Origin of the sequence: Acetobacter sp. DsW_059 (genome assembly GCF_002153695.1) — a bacterium.
Classification (GTDB): Bacteria; Pseudomonadota; Alphaproteobacteria; order Acetobacterales; family Acetobacteraceae; genus Acetobacter; species Acetobacter thailandicus.
The window spans coordinates 33,178-48,512 of the sequence record NZ_JOPI01000006.1 but is presented as its reverse complement, the minus strand read 5'-3'; the positions used below and the strand labels follow the sequence as shown (position 1 = coordinate 48,512).

The following is a 15,335-nucleotide window of genomic DNA, read 5'->3' as shown; positions in this document are numbered from 1 at the left end:
ATGAGAGCTCTGCCCCTCTCGATCGGCACCATCCACTTTGTCGGCATTGGTGGTATTGGCATGTCAGGCATTGCTGAGGTGCTCAGTATGCTGGGTTACTCTGTTCAGGGGTCTGACATCAGCGAAAATGCCAATGTTAAACGCCTGCGGGCTGCCGGTATTCCTGTCACTGTCGGGCATGCAGCAGAAAACCTGGGCGAGGCGCAGGTCGTTGTTATTTCAACTGCAGTAAGCCGTGACAACCCTGAGGTTGTTGCTGCACGCAGCCGCCTTGTGCCTGTTGTGCGGCGCGCCGAAATGCTGGCTGAACTCATGCGCCTGCGCTGGTCTGTTGCGATCGGGGGGACACACGGAAAAACCACAACCACCAGCCTGGTTGCCGCTGTACTCGAAGCCGCACACCTGGACCCTACCGTCATTAACGGTGGCATTATTGAGGCCTATGGCACCAATGCCCGTATGGGCAAAGGTGACTGGATGGTTGCCGAGGCTGACGAAAGTGATGGATCTTTCCTCCGTCTCCCGGCTGTCATTTCTGTCGTGACAAACATGGACCCCGAACATCTGGACCACTGGGGTTCAGCCGAGGCTATGGAAGCGGCCTACGACCAGTTTGTCTCTAACGTGCCTTTTTATGGCTTTGCTGTTTTATGCATCGACCATCCGGCTGTGCAGCAGATGATCCCGCGCCTGTCAGACCATCGTATTGTCACTTATGGTTTCTCTCCTCAGGCTGATGTCAGAGCAGAAAAATTAGAGACAGACAAAACCGGCGCAACATTTGACGTCGTACTGACAGACCGGGTCTCTCGTGAAACACGCAGAGCAGGCCCCTTCCGCCTGCCAATGCTGGGTGCCCATAATGTTCAGAATGCACTGGCGGCCATTGCCGTTGCCACTGAAATGCAGATTTCTGACGATGTCATTCGCTCAGGCCTTGCCTCTTTCCGTGGTGTGAAACGCCGCTTTACCCGCACAGGTGAAACCGGCGGCATTACCGTAATTGATGATTACGGTCATCACCCGGTAGAAATTGCTGCGGTTTTAAAAGCCGCCCGCCAGGCCGGGGCGCGTAACGTCATTGCTGTAATGCAGCCTCATCGTTACTCACGCCTGCAAATGCTCTTCTCAGATTTCTGCACCTGTATGAACGATGCAGACACCGTTATTGTCTCCGATGTATATGCTGCGGGTGAAGCACCGATTGATGGCATTGACCGCAATGCTCTGATCGAGGGTCTGCGTGAACGTGGTCACCGCTCTGTTTCTGGTCTTAACAGCCCTGATGAGCTTGCTGCCATGGTGCACGATATTGCAAAGCCTGGCGACCTGGTTGTCTGCCTTGGTGCGGGGACGATCACAACATGGGCCCAGGCCCTGCCAGAGCAGCTTGCTGCGCTGCAGGCTCAGGCCGGGCAGTCATCATGACAGCCCCAAGCATGATCAGCCTTGTGCAAAAAGCTTTTAGCTCAGCGCGGGGGCGCGTAACTGAACAGGCTCTGCTTGGGCCACGCACATGGTTTCGTACTGGCGGTGCCGCTGAATGGCTCTTTCAGCCTGCGGATACGGATGACCTTGCTGCGGTTATGCAAAACCTGTCACCGGAGCTGCCTGTCACGACCCTTGGTGCCTGCTCTAACGTCATTGTGCGTGATGGAGGAATAGAAGGGGTTGTGCTGCGCCTGAGCCGTGGTTTTTCTGACATCGTGACCGAGAAAGATGGTCTGATTGTCGGGGCAGCCTGTCTTGATGCCACAATCGCTGAACATGCCGCTCAGGCCGGACTGGCCGGACTTGAATTTCTGGCTGGCATTCCCGGTTCAGCAGGTGGTGCCGTACGCATGAATGCCGGAGCCTATGGGTCTGACATTGCAACCATCCTTGACTGGGCAGAAATTGTCACGCGCGATGGCTCTGTTATCAGGCTTGATGCCGGGGCACTCAATTTTGGATATCGTCGCTCCGGGCTGCCAGAGGGGGCTGTCGTTACACGCCTGCGTCTGCGCGGCACGCCGGCCAGCCCGGCTGATATTGCAGCGTCTATCTCAGCCATTCGTGCAGCCCGTGAAGACTCTCAGCCCGTCAGAGCCAGAACGGGTGGCTCGACATTCCGCAATCCTGATGCTGAAGAATCACTGCTGAAAGCATGGCAGCTCATTGACCAGGCCGGCTGTCGCGGTTTGCAGATGGGCGGAGCACAGGTCAGCGAAAAACATTGCAATTTTTTAATTAACACAGGTACAGCAAGCGCGTCAGATCTGGAATCTCTTGGCAATCATGTCCGCCAGCGCGTTGCAGACCATTCAGGCGTTACCCTTCACTGGGAAATTAAACGTATCGGCAAAGCAGGAGTCTCTGAATGACAACAGCCAGGCGCGTCACCGTTCTGATGGGAGGTATGTCTTCAGAGCGCGAAGTCAGTCTTGTTTCCGGTAAAAATGTTGCCGAAGCCCTGCGCACTGCCGGTTATATCGTCAGCGAGCTTGATGCCTCCTCTGACCTCGCCGCACTGGTGAGCAACCTTAAAGAACAAAAACCGGATGTCGTCTTTAATGCCCTCCACGGGCGATATGGCGAAGATGGCTGTATTCAGGGCATTCTTGAATGGATGAAAATTCCCTACACCCATTCTGATGTCCGCGCCTCAGCTGTTGCTATGGATAAAGCTGCCGCACGCGCTGTTTTTCTGGCGGCTGGCCTGCCCGTTGCAAAAGGTAAAGTCGTCAGCATTGAAGAACTCGCAAAAGCTGATCCTCTCCCTGCCCCCTACGTGATTAAACCACTGAATGAAGGCTCATCTGTAGGTGTCTATATCATCCGTGAAGGCTCAGATCAGCGTAAAGAAATCGCTGCAAACTGGGGCTACGGCCCGTATGCCCTGGCAGAAGAGTTTATTCCTGGCCGTGAAATTACGGTCGGTGTCATGGGTGACCGTGCACTGACCATTACTGACATCACACCAACCCCCGGTCAGGGGCATGATTTCTACGACTATGATGCAAAATATAAGACGGGCGGCTCAACACATGTGCTGCCGGCTCAGCTTGACGAAACAACAGCGCAGCAGGCTCTTGAAGCATCCGTCAAAGCACATCAGGCTCTGGGCTGTTCAGGTGCCTCACGCGCTGACTTTCGCCTTGACGATACCGGCTCTGGCCCTGCGCGCCTGGTCTTGCTTGAGGTCAACACTCAGCCTGGCATGACCGCGACCTCTCTGCTGCCAGAGCAGGCCGCATGGTGTGGAATAAGCTACCCTGAGCTGTGCAGCTGGCTGACAGAGCAGGCCCTTAACAAATAATGCGTATGCCTCCCCCCCCTCCGGCAGACAGACCATCACGTCTGCAACTGTTTATGCGCAGACAGAAAAAAACGCTGCGCCCCGTTGCCGGTCTGTTTCTTGTGGGCATTCTGGCGGGCGGAGGCTTTTTATATCTGAGTTCTCCTCAGACCAAATCTCACCTCTCCTCCTGGTTACAGCACATTGCCAGCAAAGCACCGCTGCACATTGTCTCAATTAAAACAGATGGTGCCCAGCTCACCAGCCCTGAAGCTATTTCAGAAGCTCTGGGGGTTCATGTTGGCGACCCAATTCTCGCATTTAGTGTCAGTGGTGCCCGTGACCGCCTTAATAAGCTGCCTTTTGTCGACCACGTTATCGTAGAACGTCACCTGGCTGGTGACATTGTTGTTCATATTACAGAACGTCCTCCCTTCGCGGTCTGGCAGCATAACAGGCACTTCATTCTCATCGACAGGCAGGGTAACCCTGTGCCTGATCAGGGCATGACCGGTAAAGATGCTGAAGCTTTCACGAAGCTGCCCCTGGTTGTGGGTGTGGGTGCCAGTGAAGCTGCTGCCTCCCTGATTGATGTTTTATCAAAGGAGCCTGAAATACGCAGTCATGTCGCTGCGGCTGTCAGGGTCAATGAACGACGCTGGAACCTCGTTCTGCACAACAATATTACTGTTCTTCTCCCTGAAGGTGAGGAAGAGCCCGCTATTCACAGACTGGCCTCTATTCAGAAATCGACACATCTGCTGGACCGGTCTATTGTCTCTGTTGATATGCGTCTGCCTGACCGGCTGACCGTAACAAAACAACAGTCAGAGCCCGGACTCTCGGGCACATCTTCTTCGCCTCCACCGGAACACACACCATGACCAGTCTTTCTCCTTCTGCATCTTCGGGCTGGTCACTGCGTCCAAAACGTTCTTCTTCTGGTCTGCCTGTGAACCATCATTCCTCATCTTTGCTGCCTCCCTCCTCCGATAACAGTAAACGTCAGAAGCCCTGGCGCAGCGGTTATTTTGCTGTTCTCGATATTGGCTCAACGAAAATAACCTGCCTTATCGGACGTGGCGAAAGTAATGGTATCCTTCGCGTTGTGGGCTGTGGCTGGCGTCGGGCTGATGGTATTCGCAATGGTGCAATCACAGACCTGCACAAAGCTGAGGCTGCCATACGTGCAACAGTTGGTCAGGCTGAAAGAATGGCTGACCGCTCAGTTGACGGAGTTGTGGTCAATCTCTCCTGCGGGCACCCGGCAAGCCGTTTGTATAACGTACGCTGGCCTATAGGCGGGCGTATTGTTTCTGAAGCTGATATCAGGCGCATTATCAATGAAGGGCGCATGCAGGCCACGCTTGAAGGGCGTGAGGTCGTGCATACGCTTCCTATCGACTTTACTGTCGATGATACAGAAAATGTCGTCGACCCCCGCGGTCACCTCTGCGACACTCTGAAAGTCAGACTGAATATTATTGATGCCGCATCTACAGCCCTTCTGAACCTTCAGACTGTTCTCAACCGTTCAGAGCTTAAGCTCGACGCCCTTGTTTCTTCTCCCATGGCGTCAGGTCTGTCCGTTCTTAATGCTGATGAACGCGAACTTGGTACGACGGTCATTGATATGGGAGGTGGCACCACATCTCTTGCCGTTTTTGGTGAAGGCCAGCTTCTGCACACAACACAGATTGGCGTTGGTGGACAGCACGTTACCCGTGACATTGCGCGCGGACTGAGCACATCACTTGAAAATGCTGAGCGTCTGAAAACTGTTTATGGCAGCGCAGACCTGGCATCCGACGTGGAAGATGACCTGCTGACAGTTGAGCTGCTGGGAAATGATGTGCCGCATTTTGAGCAGATTTCCCGCTCGCATCTTGGCAGAATCATTCGCCCCCGTATGGAAGAAACTCTCGAATTAGTGCGTGAAAAGCTTGATGGAGCCGGCCTTGGCAGTGCCGCAAGCGGCCGTATTGTGCTGACTGGCGGCGGATCTTTACTTGACGGCATACGCCCCCTGGCTGAACGAATTCTTGGCGCGCCTTCAGCAAAAGGCCGTCACGGCCCTGCATTTAACCGTTCTGTCAGACTTGGCAGGCCCAAAAATATTATTGATTTACCAGAGAAAACCGCTGCTTCAGCTGGCTTTGCCACAGCAGCCGGGCTGCTCTCATGGGCAGCCAGCGCGGAAAGACCTTTCGGTGATGTTGAATTCAGAGAAACACAACCTTCAGGTTTTTTACAGAAAGTCGTCGCTTTTATTCGTGAAAAAGTCTGATATACTCGGATAACCCTCTGTATAAGGCCGTCTGACGTGGCCATCTGTAAAATGTCAGCCTGCCTCTTGCTCTGCTTTTTGCCCCTCTACCGGGAGATGCCTTAATGACCCTGAACCTCACTGTTCCTGAACAAAGCCACTCTGACTTTTCACCACGAATAACAGTCATTGGTGTTGGCGGGGGCGGAACAAATGCTGTCGACAACATGATTGCGTCCAGCCTGCAGGGGGTAGAGTTTGTTGTCGCTAATACGGATGCGCAGAGTCTGGCTAAAAGCCGGGCTGACCGTCGTATTCAGCTTGGTCCGCACCTGACCCATGGTCTGGGTGCAGGTGCCAAACCTGAAGTGGGCAGAGGGGCTGCTGAAGAGGCCGCCGATGAGATTTCAAAATATCTCGAAGGCTCTCACATGGTCTTTATCACTACAGGTATGGGCGGAGGCACAGGTACAGGGGCAGCTCCAGTTATTGCACGCATGGCACGCGAGCGGAACATTCTGACTGTTGGGGTGGTCAGCAAGCCTTTTGATTATGAAGGTAAACGCCGCGCCCGTATAGCAGACGAAGGCATCCGTGAGCTGCAGCAATATGTTGACACTCTGATTGTTATTCCTAACCAGAACCTCTTTCGCGTAGCCAGTGAACGTACAACGCTGCGTGAAGCGTACAGAATGGCTGACCATGTGCTCTATATGGGTGTGCGTGGTGTCACCGACCTGATGGTTGCACCAGGCTATATCAACCTTGACTTTGCGGATATACGCAGCGTCATGGCTGAAATGGGCAAAGCCATGATGGGCACGGGTGAGGCTGAAGGTGATAACCGTGCAATCGAAGCCGCTGAAGCCGCCATTGCCAACCCTCTGCTTGAAGATGCTTCGATGTCTGGCGCACAGGGACTGCTGGTTAACATCACCGGTGGTGAAGATATCACTCTGTTCGAGATGGAAGAAGCCGCCAACCGTATCCGCCGTGAAGTTACGGACGATGCCAATATGATCTGGGGCTCGATTATTGACGAGACCATGAACGGCAAAATTCGTGTCTCTGTTGTAGCCACGGGTATCGATATGCCTGAACTCGACAGGCCTCAGGCTGCACCCGGGGAGTCTTCTTCAGCCCCCCCATCAGGAGCAACGCCACAAAATACGGGTAAAGAAGCAGTTAGCCAGCCTGAGCCGGCACCGCAGCAGGTTACACGACACGAAACCATACCTTACCCTAATCAGCCAGCCAGCCAGCCAGCAGCACAACATAATGCAGGCCAGCCATATCAGCAGCAGCCATCACGCCAGACCGGCCATGCAGCACCGCCGCCTGCACATAGCCTGCCCGGGCAGCAGCAGGCCAGCATGGCGCCTCCACCAGCGGCACAGCAGCCTCTGATGCGTCCTGGTCCGTCACCACGTGCAGGGCTGTTCACTGAAACGCCGCGTCACGCTGTACCACCGACAAACACTCAGCCTCGCAGCGGGCTGTTCGGGCGCATGACCAACCCGTTCCGTCGTACAAACCCGAACGACCAGCATACGAACGAGCATAACCCTCAGCCTCAGCCGCATCAGTCCCAGCACTATCCGGCACAGCATGAGCAGGCTGCCCACCAGGGGCCGGCACAACAGCAGACACACACCCCTCAGAACACACATCAGGGACAGCCCAGCCATCAGCAGGGTGTCAGCATTCGTCCGGCTGATTCAGATGAGAATGGACTTGAAATACCGACTTTTCTGCGTCGGTAATTTTTCAGGAAAGTCAGCGTTCATGCTACCTGTAATGGTAGCATGAAGGGGCTTTGTAACAGACCGCAATAAACCTTGACTGGCCAGAAACGGTTTTTAACCTTTATTTTAAAAGCATAATCGCCTTTAAACTCTGCAGGATAACACCGCCCCCATGGACAGCCTCTCCCTGGACCCTCGCACACTCCTTAGTGTTACGCAGGAAATCCTGTCCCCCGTCTCTGCACTGAACACGAGAGATGCAACCTTATATCAGCATACTCTTGGTAAAGCTGTTACAGGTACCGGCACGGGTCTGCACACAGGCAAACATATTCAGCTCACCCTCACTCCTGCGCATGCTGGTCATGGCATCGTTTTCCAGCGCAGCGATATCGGAGGAAAGCCTTTACCAGCCTTATTCAGTAATGTGCATAACACACGCCTCAGCACTGTTCTGAGCGAGACAGAGAACTCAGAAAACCGTGTCGCAACCATTGAGCATCTTATGGCTGCTCTTGCCGGGTGCAATATTGACAATGTGCTGGTCACAGTTGATGGCCCTGAACTGCCGGTATTTGACGGATCCTCGCGCGACTTTATCTCTCTGATTGAAAGTGCCGGAGCAACCCGCCAGCATAAAATTCGTCAGTGTATTGAAATTTTACGGCCGGTACGCGTTGAACACGGAGACTCTTTTGCTGAGCTTCTCCCCTCATCTGATGCGGGCCTTACCTTTTCAATGGGTATTAATTTTTCTGCTCAGGCCATTGGTAAACAAAACTTAGAATTTAAACTGACACCCCAGGCCTTCCGCCAGGACATTGCACATTGCCGCACCTTTACCCTGCTTAAGGAAATAGAAGCGATGCACAGTGCCGGCCTTGCTCTCGGGGGCTCGCTTGATAATGCTATCGTTGTCGATGAGGAACGGATTCTCAACGAAGATGGCCTGCGCTGTGATGATGAATTCGTCCGTCATAAAATTCTCGATGCCGCAGGCGACATGTATACAGCAGGAGCCCCTTTACGCGGGCATTTCTGTGGATACCGTTCAGGTCACGGGCTTAATAACATGCTTCTCAGAGCCCTGTTTTCTGACAGCAAAGCATGGCGCTTTGTTCCCGCATCAGCTGGCACAAACTAATGCCGGATAAAAAGAGAAGGAAACATTCTTTCTCTTTTCTTTTCTTACACGTTTTACATGCTATAAGACTGCATCACTTCAGAGAGCTGGTACATCTGTGAGCGTCATAAAAGCACTTCATTTTCGCGGCCATATATCCCGTATACTCTCCGCAACTGTGTTGCTGAGCCTGTCTGGCTGTTCTCTGTTCAAAGAGGGGACGCCTCAAATCCCTAAGCTGGCCTCAGCTGAAACGCTCTATAATAACGGGATCGACGCCCTGCGTACCCGTCGTTACACGCTTGCCGCAGCAGAGTTTGAAGTACTTCAGCAAAACTACCCTTACTCTGGCTACGTTGCGAATGCTCAGCTTATGGAAGGTTATGCCTATTATCTTAAGGGGCAATATCCTGAAGCCGTTCAGCAGCTAAACAGGTTTATCAGCCTTCATCCCACCAGTTCAGATGAAGCATATGCCTATTATCTGCGCGCGCTGTGCTTTTATGAGCAGATTGCTGACGTACAACGCGACCAGCAGGGTACTGTTGAGGCAATGGAAGCTCTTGGTGAAGTAATTACCCGTTTTCCTCAGTCAAAATACGCACAGGATGCCGAACTGAAAGTCGACCTTTGCCGCGACCACCTGGCCGGCAAAGAAATGCTTATTGGCCGCTTTTATCAGCGCGAGCGCAACTATGAGGCGGCCATCAACCGCTATCAGCACGTTGTTCAGGACTTTCAGACTACCAACCACGTACCCGAAGCCCTGGAGCGTATGGTTGAGGTCTACCTCGACCTTGGGTTAACAGATCAGGCCCGTAAATCGGGTATCGTTCTCGGCTATAACTACCCTGGCAGCAAATGGTATCGTTTTGCTTATGATGACCTGAAACGCTATAAACTGCTCAGTGGTAACTTTCCTGCACCTGGCAAAGCTGTAACAGCACAGGCAAGCCAGCCTGTTGCACCTGATAAAAAAACGAGTTCGCCAACCGATGCGGGTCATGCTCCGGCCCCGCATGCAATGACACAACCACAGGCTCAGTCAGCACCGGCTCCACAGCACTAAAGCAGAAAGATCCTTTTTCTAACGACGGGACCTGTCATAAAAAAGACTACGCGTTCTTGTTATGTTCTGATTTATTTCATATAAAATCTTAGCTGACACGTAACGCGTATTTTTCTCGCACGTCTTACCGGACAGATATTCAGGCAGGGTCTTATGCTGACACATCTTTCCATCAGAGATATTGTTCTGATCGAAGCACTGGATCTTTCTGTTCATCGCGGCTTTACCGCCATGACCGGTGAAACCGGTGCCGGCAAGTCAATATTGCTCGACAGTCTCGGGCTGGCTACGGGGGCGCGTGCAAACGCAGGACTGGTCAGAGCCGGAGCTGAGGAAGCACAGGTAACAGCCAGCTTTCAGCTCACTGAAGACCATCCGGTCTATCACCTTCTGCGCGAACATCACATTACTGCTGAAACTGATGAACCCCTTATTCTGCGACGCAGCCTGTCGCGCGAGGGGCGCTCACGCGCATGGATCAACGACCAGGTGGTCGGCATCACGCTCATGCGCCATGTTGCTGCAACCCTGGTTGAAATTCAGGGGCAACACGAGCAAATCGGGCTGACTGACTCAACCACACACCGCACCCTTCTTGACGCCTATGGTGTGCCTGCCTCTCTTATCGCTCAGGTCAGCAGCACCTATACAGCCTGGCGCCAGCTCAGCGATAAACTCCGTACAGCCCGCAAAATGCTGCATGAGGCTGCTAAGGAAGAAGAATGGCTGCGGCACACCGTATCTGAACTCTCAGCACTCGCTCCACAGCAAGGCGAAGAAGAACAGCTGGCACAACTACGTCATAGCCTGCAACAGGCAGAACGTCGGGGTGAAGCTGTTGCGGCTGCACTTTCAGAACTGACACCGCGAGACCGGAAAAATAACGGCCCGGCTGCTGCTCTGCGGGCTGCAAGCCGCACATTACAGCGCCTTCTTCCCGCTCCGTCAGATGCAGATACAACTCCGACCGGCGCTCTTGAAACCCGTACACACGATGCACTGACAGCACTTGAGCAGGCTGAAACAGCTCTTGCTGAAGCAGAAATGCTGCTCTCACGCCTGGCTGCGGATTCTGAAGCTGACCCCCGCCTGCTGGAGGAAGCAGAAGAACGCCTGTTCGCCCTGCGGGCCGCCGCCCGCAAGCATGATGTTGCTGTTGAAGAACTCCCCTCGCTGCTTAATGAACTGACAAACCGCCTGCAGGCTCTTGATAACGGCACCTCTCAGCTGCACGAACTTGAGCAGGCAGTTAAAGAGGCTTTAAAAACATTTCAGAGCAATGCTGAGAAACTGTCAGAAGCCCGCGAAAAAGCAGCCCGCAAACTCGAAAAAGCCGTTACCAGCGAGCTTAAACCCCTTAAACTTGAGCGTGCCCGCTTTTTTGTCAGCCTTGAACCCCTCCCCCCTGAACAATGGAACGCACAGGGTATGGAGAGCATTTCGTTCCTGATTGCCGCCAACCCGGGCCAGCCACCCGGCCCCCTGGCCAGAGTGGCTTCAGGGGGTGAATTATCGCGCCTTATGCTGGCCCTCAAACTGGTTCTGGCTGAGCAATCCTCTATCGGCACTATTGTATTTGATGAAATAGATGCCGGGGTTGGCGGTGCTACGGCTGCAGCTATTGGTGAACGCCTGCACAGACTGGCCGCACGTTCTGTACAGGTACTGGCCGTGACACACAGCCCGCAGGTTGCTGCCTGTGCCGATGCCCATTTGCGCATTGGCAAGCGCGTGCGTAATAACATGACCGAAACCCATGCAGCCCCTCTTCAGCCTGAAGAAAGACAGGAAGAAATTGCACGTATGCTGGCTGGCGATACCGTAACTGATGCCGCCCGTGCTGCTGCTGCCAGCCTACTTGGACATAAAGATGACCCCGCACCCTGACAAAAGCTCTTTTACTGCTGCAGAAGCCAGAGACGAACTCAAACGCCTGGCTGACCAGATTGGTCGCCATAACGCTGCCTATTATCAGGATGATGCCCCCGAGATCAGCGATGCAGAATATGATGCGCTTCGGCGGACGTACGACTCTCTTCTGGCCGCTTTTCCCGAAGCTGAACCTGAAAACAGTGCCGCCGGTGCCGTTGGTGCAGCACCCGATTCACTGTTTAAAAAATCACGTCATCTTGTGCCTATGCTTTCACTCGATAACGTATTTGATCAGGAAGAGTTTGAAAGTTTTGTTGCCAAAGCAACCCGCTTCCTGGGTCTAAGCCCGGCAGAAAGCAAACAGCTCACTTTTGTTGCTGAACCTAAAATTGATGGGCTGTCGATCAGCCTTACTTATGAAAAAGGTCAGTTTGTAAAAGGCACAACCCGCGGCGATGGCAGAGAAGGTGAGGATGTTACCGGCAATCTGCTCACAATAAGCAATCTGCCCAAAACACTGCCCGGCCCGGTACCTGACCTTATTGAAATACGCGGAGAGATTTTTCTCGCCAAAGAGGATTTCCTGGCACTCAACGCTGCGCAGCTGGCTGAAAACCGTAAGCCTTTTGCCAACCCCCGCAATGCTGCCGCAGGCTCGCTCCGCCAGCTTGACCCTGCCGTCACAGCACGCAGGCCACTGGCACTGTTTGCTTACGCTATGGGCTTTACCTCTGACCCTCTGCCGGCTGACCACTGGAGCTATCTTGAGCAGCTGAAAGCCTGGGGGTTTACGGTTAATCCTCTTTCACGAAAACTAAATGATATCAGTGAGGCCGAATCTTTTTTTGATGAGGTTGCCCGCGAGCGTGCCGGCCTGAGTTACGATATCGACGGTATTGTTTATAAAATAAACGACCTTTCCCTGCAGGAGCGTCTTGGGTTTGCCGGGCGCGCACCCCGCTGGGCTATTGCGTGGAAATTTCCGGCAGAGCAGGCCATTACAACTCTCAACGCCATTGAAATTCAGATCGGACGCACAGGGGCTCTCACGCCGGTTGCACATCTTGAGCCTGTCAATGTGGGTGGCGTGCTGGTGTCACGTGCGACACTGCATAATGAAGATGAAATAGCCCGCAAAGACGTGCGCCCCGGCGACAAAGTTACGCTGCAGCGTGCCGGGGATGTTATTCCACAAATCGTTTCCGTCCTCCCCCCGGAACCTGATGCGCCACCCCGCGCAGCACCTTTCGTGTTTCCGGCTCACTGTCCTGCCTGTGGGGCCACTGCCATACGCCCCGAAGGTGAAGCTGTACGCCGCTGCTCAGGCGGGTTAACCTGCCCCGCACAGATCGTTGAGCGCCTGATTCATTTTGTATCACGCCAGGCTTTTGACATTGAAGGTTTGGGAGAGCGCAGTATTCGTGAATTTTACGACGATAAGCTCATTCAGACTCCCGCTGACATTTTCCGCCTGTCAGAACATGCTGACGTCATTATGAAACGTGATGGCTGGGGGGAGCAGTCCGTGCAGAAACTGCTCCAGGCTATTGAAGCCAGACGAACAATAAGCCTCTCCCGTTTTATTTTCGCTCTGGGTATTCGCCGCGTTGGCGAAGGCACAGCCCGCCTGCTTGCCCGCAATTATGGCACCTATGAAAACTGGGTCAGTCAGTTGCAGAAAGCAACCCTGACAGGCTCTGATGAACGGCTTGAACTCGGCTCTATCAGCGGTATCGGCAGCGTTATCGCAGATGACCTCGTTGCTTTTATCAAAGAAGAGCATAACAGACAGACGCTCAGCGAACTGAAAAGCTTTCTGACCATTGAAGAAGAAGAGCAGGCAGCGGAAGGCTGGCTGTCAGGCAAAAGCATTGTCTTTACCGGCACACTGACGACGCTGAGCCGTCAGGAAGCACGCGCTATGGCAGAACGCCTGGGAGCAAAGGTTTCTGATTCTGTTTCTAAAAAGACCGACCTGGTCGTTCTGGGTGAAAAAGCAGGCTCAAAAGCTAAAAAAGCGACTGAGCTGGGTATCACCACGCTGAATGAAGCAGAATGGATCGAATTTTGTAACAATAAAGGGCAGCTGCCTTCAGGCGAGACACTCGCCTGAAATATAATTTAGTAGGCTGAGCTGCGCTTAATCTGCCAGTTCAGCTTCAGTCAGGCGCTGCACCCGTACCGCCTTGCCCTGAGCATCATAGTAAATAATGCTATTGCCACGCCGCTGAGCATAACCATCGGGTTTGCCGTCTTTTGTCCAGAACAAAAGGCGGTTTGCAGCTGCCTGCTCAACAATCTTATCACCTGGCGGTGTATAACGGAACTTGCTGAAATCTTTATGTGCACGCGGCAAAGGTGGTTTTGCAGCCAGTGAGTGCATAGAAGGGGCTTTGTGCACATCCTCTTCATCACCACCGTCATCATCAGCCCGGGCAAAATGGTGCGGCACCGCAGAACCAGCAACGACCAGAGCTGCTGTCAGAACAAGAACTCTCCGGCAGAACCGATATGCCATAATCTAATACCCTTTCTGCATACAAAGACTTACACCTCAGGTTTCTGCCATTTCTGCTCACTTTAGGCAATAATGGACCTTCAGCACTCCTCTCTTGTCTGCCCTGCGCCTGCCCTGTTACTCTGCCATCTATGATGCAGACACTGACAGGCCCCTTTGAACGAGAGCAGGAAATTCGCAAAAGCCGGTTCCTGGCACGGGCAGCCCCGGTCAAAACGAGCGATGATGCTGAAAATTTTATTCGTACGATCGCACAATCTGCACCTGAGGCAACCCATCATTGCTGGGCCTGGCAGGTCGGACCTCACTGCCGGTGCCACGATGACGGAGAGCCGTCAGGCACGGCAGGGCGCCCTATTTTGCAGGTTATTACAGCACAGCAGCTTGATTTTGTTGCCGTTGTTGTAACCCGCTGGTTTGGCGGCATTAAACTTGGGGCTGGCGGGCTTATCAGAGCATATAGCGGTGCCGCAGCTGAATGCCTGCGTGAGGCCCCCAAAGAACCAATAATTGAACGTGTCACCCTGACGTTTCACACACCCTTTTCACTGCTCTCTCTGGTACAGGCACGCCTTCAGAGCTTTACCGAAGACGCACCGGAGACCAGCTTTGACGCACAGGGAGCACAAATGACCCTCACCCTCCCTGAGGCACAGCGCGAGGCTCTCTCAGATCATCTTGCTGATCTGAGTAGCGGGCAGATCTCTGTCAGACTGCTGACTGACGACTTAGAGCACCAGACAAACAGCGTGTAACGTCGTTATTATCGGTGGGTAACCCATCCGTTACCAGTCGAATCCCCCATAGCGCCATCACCATAAGGCCCGCTGTTCTGGTAAGCCGTACCATATTTTGACAGATCAGATCCTGTCACTGAATCGCGGTGTACCTTAGCAAGATGATCAGGGTCGGCACCGTGATTAAACTCCATTGACGGTGCGTCCTGATAGCCAGGAGGCAGGCTCCTGTGGCCATGAACCACTTTCTTTTCAGACGTGCGACTCTGGCTTCCCACCCCGGTATTACCCATACCGGCTGAACCAAAGGAAATGTTACCATCAGGAACCATAGGGTCTGCAAAAGCTGCTCCGTGAGGAGCCGCCACAACGCCGAGGCCCATAGCCATCAGAACCAGGTAAGTCTGTTTACGCAGCAGTACCATCAGCCTTTACCTTTATAAAATAAGTTTGTGCCTGCCATTCTGAGGCTGTCAGAAGCCAGACAACTGATGCGCATAGTATCGCACTAACTACAAAAAAAAGCTAATCTGCCAGCAACGGGCAGCCCCGCGTCTGCCTCCGTTATCAGCTTTTTGATAATCATTACATATTTTATGAAAAATTCAGGTTTGCCTATCTCTTCTGTTTTAGACATAAAGGCTACCCCGTGCAGTGATCTCTGATGCTCTGCCGGACTTTACGCACTATGTTTTAAAATACTGAACCATCAAGAACTGACAGGATAA

13 protein-coding genes are annotated in these 15,335 nt (G+C 53.3%); 11 read left to right on the top strand and 2 right to left on the bottom strand.

Annotation, left to right across the window (positions count from 1 at the left end; all coding sequences use genetic code 11):
* The 10 genes from murC to ligA all read left to right on the top strand — a co-directional run bounded on the left by murC (nucleotide 1) and on the right by ligA (nucleotide 13,465).
* Nucleotides 1-1,428 carry a UDP-N-acetylmuramate--L-alanine ligase gene (gene murC, locus HK25_RS01605; protein ID WP_086554556.1) on the top strand — a complete coding sequence of 476 codons (1,428 nt, stop codon included), beginning with the start codon at nucleotides 1-3 and terminating at the stop codon, nucleotides 1,426-1,428.
* Nucleotides 1,425-2,363, top strand: a complete 939-nt coding sequence (murB, locus tag HK25_RS01600; RefSeq protein ID WP_086635090.1) for a UDP-N-acetylmuramate dehydrogenase — start codon at nucleotides 1,425-1,427, stop codon at nucleotides 2,361-2,363. The genes murC and murB overlap by 4 nt, the downstream gene beginning before the upstream one ends.
* Nucleotides 2,360-3,298, top strand: coding sequence for a D-alanine--D-alanine ligase (locus HK25_RS01595; protein WP_086635089.1), 939 nt, complete (start codon nucleotides 2,360-2,362; stop codon nucleotides 3,296-3,298). The genes murB and HK25_RS01595 overlap by 4 nt, the downstream gene beginning before the upstream one ends.
* Nucleotides 3,298-4,161 carry a cell division protein FtsQ/DivIB gene (locus tag HK25_RS01590; protein ID WP_086554553.1) on the top strand — a complete coding sequence of 288 codons (864 nt, stop codon included), beginning with the start codon at nucleotides 3,298-3,300 and terminating at the stop codon, nucleotides 4,159-4,161. The genes HK25_RS01595 and HK25_RS01590 overlap by 1 nt, the downstream gene beginning before the upstream one ends.
* Nucleotides 4,158-5,564, top strand: coding sequence for a cell division protein FtsA (gene ftsA / locus HK25_RS01585; RefSeq protein ID WP_086554552.1), 1,407 nt, complete (start codon nucleotides 4,158-4,160; stop codon nucleotides 5,562-5,564). Before HK25_RS01590 ends, ftsA begins: the two co-directional genes overlap by 4 nt.
* Nucleotides 5,565-5,668: 104 nt before the next feature.
* A complete protein-coding gene (gene ftsZ / locus HK25_RS01580) occupies nucleotides 5,669-7,306 on the top strand; it encodes a cell division protein FtsZ (RefSeq protein ID WP_086635088.1) in 1,638 nt (545 codons plus the stop codon).
* 154 nt (nucleotides 7,307-7,460) lie between these two features.
* On the top strand, nucleotides 7,461-8,432 hold the full coding sequence (lpxC, locus tag HK25_RS01575; protein ID WP_086635087.1) for a UDP-3-O-acyl-N-acetylglucosamine deacetylase: 972 nt from the start codon (nucleotides 7,461-7,463) through the stop codon (nucleotides 8,430-8,432).
* A gap of 97 nt (nucleotides 8,433-8,529) precedes the next feature.
* Nucleotides 8,530-9,480: an outer membrane protein assembly factor BamD gene (locus tag HK25_RS01570; protein ID WP_086554549.1), complete on the top strand. Its 951-nt coding sequence runs from the start codon at nucleotides 8,530-8,532 to the stop codon at nucleotides 9,478-9,480.
* Between the two features lie 153 nt (nucleotides 9,481-9,633).
* The gene (recN, locus tag HK25_RS01565; RefSeq protein ID WP_086635086.1) at nucleotides 9,634-11,367 is read left to right on the top strand and encodes a DNA repair protein RecN; all 1,734 of its coding nucleotides are present in this window, start codon (nucleotides 9,634-9,636) and stop codon (nucleotides 11,365-11,367) included.
* Complete coding sequence (gene ligA / locus HK25_RS01560; protein ID WP_233127576.1) at nucleotides 11,351-13,465, top strand: NAD-dependent DNA ligase LigA; 2,115 nt, start codon at nucleotides 11,351-11,353, stop codon at nucleotides 13,463-13,465. The genes recN and ligA overlap by 17 nt, the downstream gene beginning before the upstream one ends.
* A 27-nt stretch (nucleotides 13,466-13,492) precedes the next feature.
* On the opposite strand, the gene HK25_RS01555 is transcribed toward ligA, so the two are convergent.
* On the bottom strand, nucleotides 13,493-13,870 hold the full coding sequence (locus HK25_RS01555; RefSeq protein WP_143295950.1) for a hypothetical protein: 378 nt from the start codon (nucleotides 13,868-13,870) through the stop codon (nucleotides 13,493-13,495).
* Nucleotides 13,871-14,001: 131 nt separating this feature from the next.
* Here HK25_RS01555 and HK25_RS01550 point away from each other — a divergent pair, with 131 nt between their 5' ends.
* On the top strand, nucleotides 14,002-14,625 hold the full coding sequence (locus HK25_RS01550) for a YigZ family protein (RefSeq protein WP_086635084.1): 624 nt from the start codon (nucleotides 14,002-14,004) through the stop codon (nucleotides 14,623-14,625).
* A gap of 8 nt (nucleotides 14,626-14,633) precedes the next feature.
* On the opposite strand, the gene HK25_RS01545 is transcribed toward HK25_RS01550, so the two are convergent.
* A complete protein-coding gene (locus HK25_RS01545) occupies nucleotides 14,634-15,032 on the bottom strand; it encodes a hypothetical protein (RefSeq protein ID WP_086554544.1) in 399 nt (132 codons plus the stop codon).
* Nucleotides 15,033-15,335 lie beyond the last annotated feature (303 nt).

Bases quoted from the DNA above. Each gene is read 5' to 3' on its own strand.
- murC (WP_086554556.1), top strand. From the start codon at position 1: ATGAGAGCTCTGCCCCTCTCGATCGGCACCATCCACTTTGTCGGCATT.
- murB (WP_086635090.1), top strand. From the start codon at position 1,425: ATGACAGCCCCAAGCATGATCAGCCTTGTGCAAAAAGCTTTTAGCTCA.
- HK25_RS01595 (WP_086635089.1), top strand. From the start codon at position 2,360: ATGACAACAGCCAGGCGCGTCACCGTTCTGATGGGAGGTATGTCTTCA.
- HK25_RS01590 (WP_086554553.1), top strand. From the start codon at position 3,298: ATGCGTATGCCTCCCCCCCCTCCGGCAGACAGACCATCACGTCTGCAA.
- ftsA (WP_086554552.1), top strand. From the start codon at position 4,158: ATGACCAGTCTTTCTCCTTCTGCATCTTCGGGCTGGTCACTGCGTCCA.
- ftsZ (WP_086635088.1), top strand. From the start codon at position 5,669: ATGACCCTGAACCTCACTGTTCCTGAACAAAGCCACTCTGACTTTTCA.
- lpxC (WP_086635087.1), top strand. From the start codon at position 7,461: ATGGACAGCCTCTCCCTGGACCCTCGCACACTCCTTAGTGTTACGCAG.
- recN (WP_086635086.1), top strand. From the start codon at position 9,634: ATGCTGACACATCTTTCCATCAGAGATATTGTTCTGATCGAAGCACTG.
- ligA (WP_233127576.1), top strand. From the start codon at position 11,351: ATGACCCCGCACCCTGACAAAAGCTCTTTTACTGCTGCAGAAGCCAGA.
- HK25_RS01555 (WP_143295950.1), bottom strand. From the start codon at position 13,870: ATGGCATATCGGTTCTGCCGGAGAGTTCTTGTTCTGACAGCAGCTCTG.
- HK25_RS01550 (WP_086635084.1), top strand. From the start codon at position 14,002: ATGATGCAGACACTGACAGGCCCCTTTGAACGAGAGCAGGAAATTCGC.
- HK25_RS01545 (WP_086554544.1), bottom strand. From the start codon at position 15,032: ATGGTACTGCTGCGTAAACAGACTTACCTGGTTCTGATGGCTATGGGC.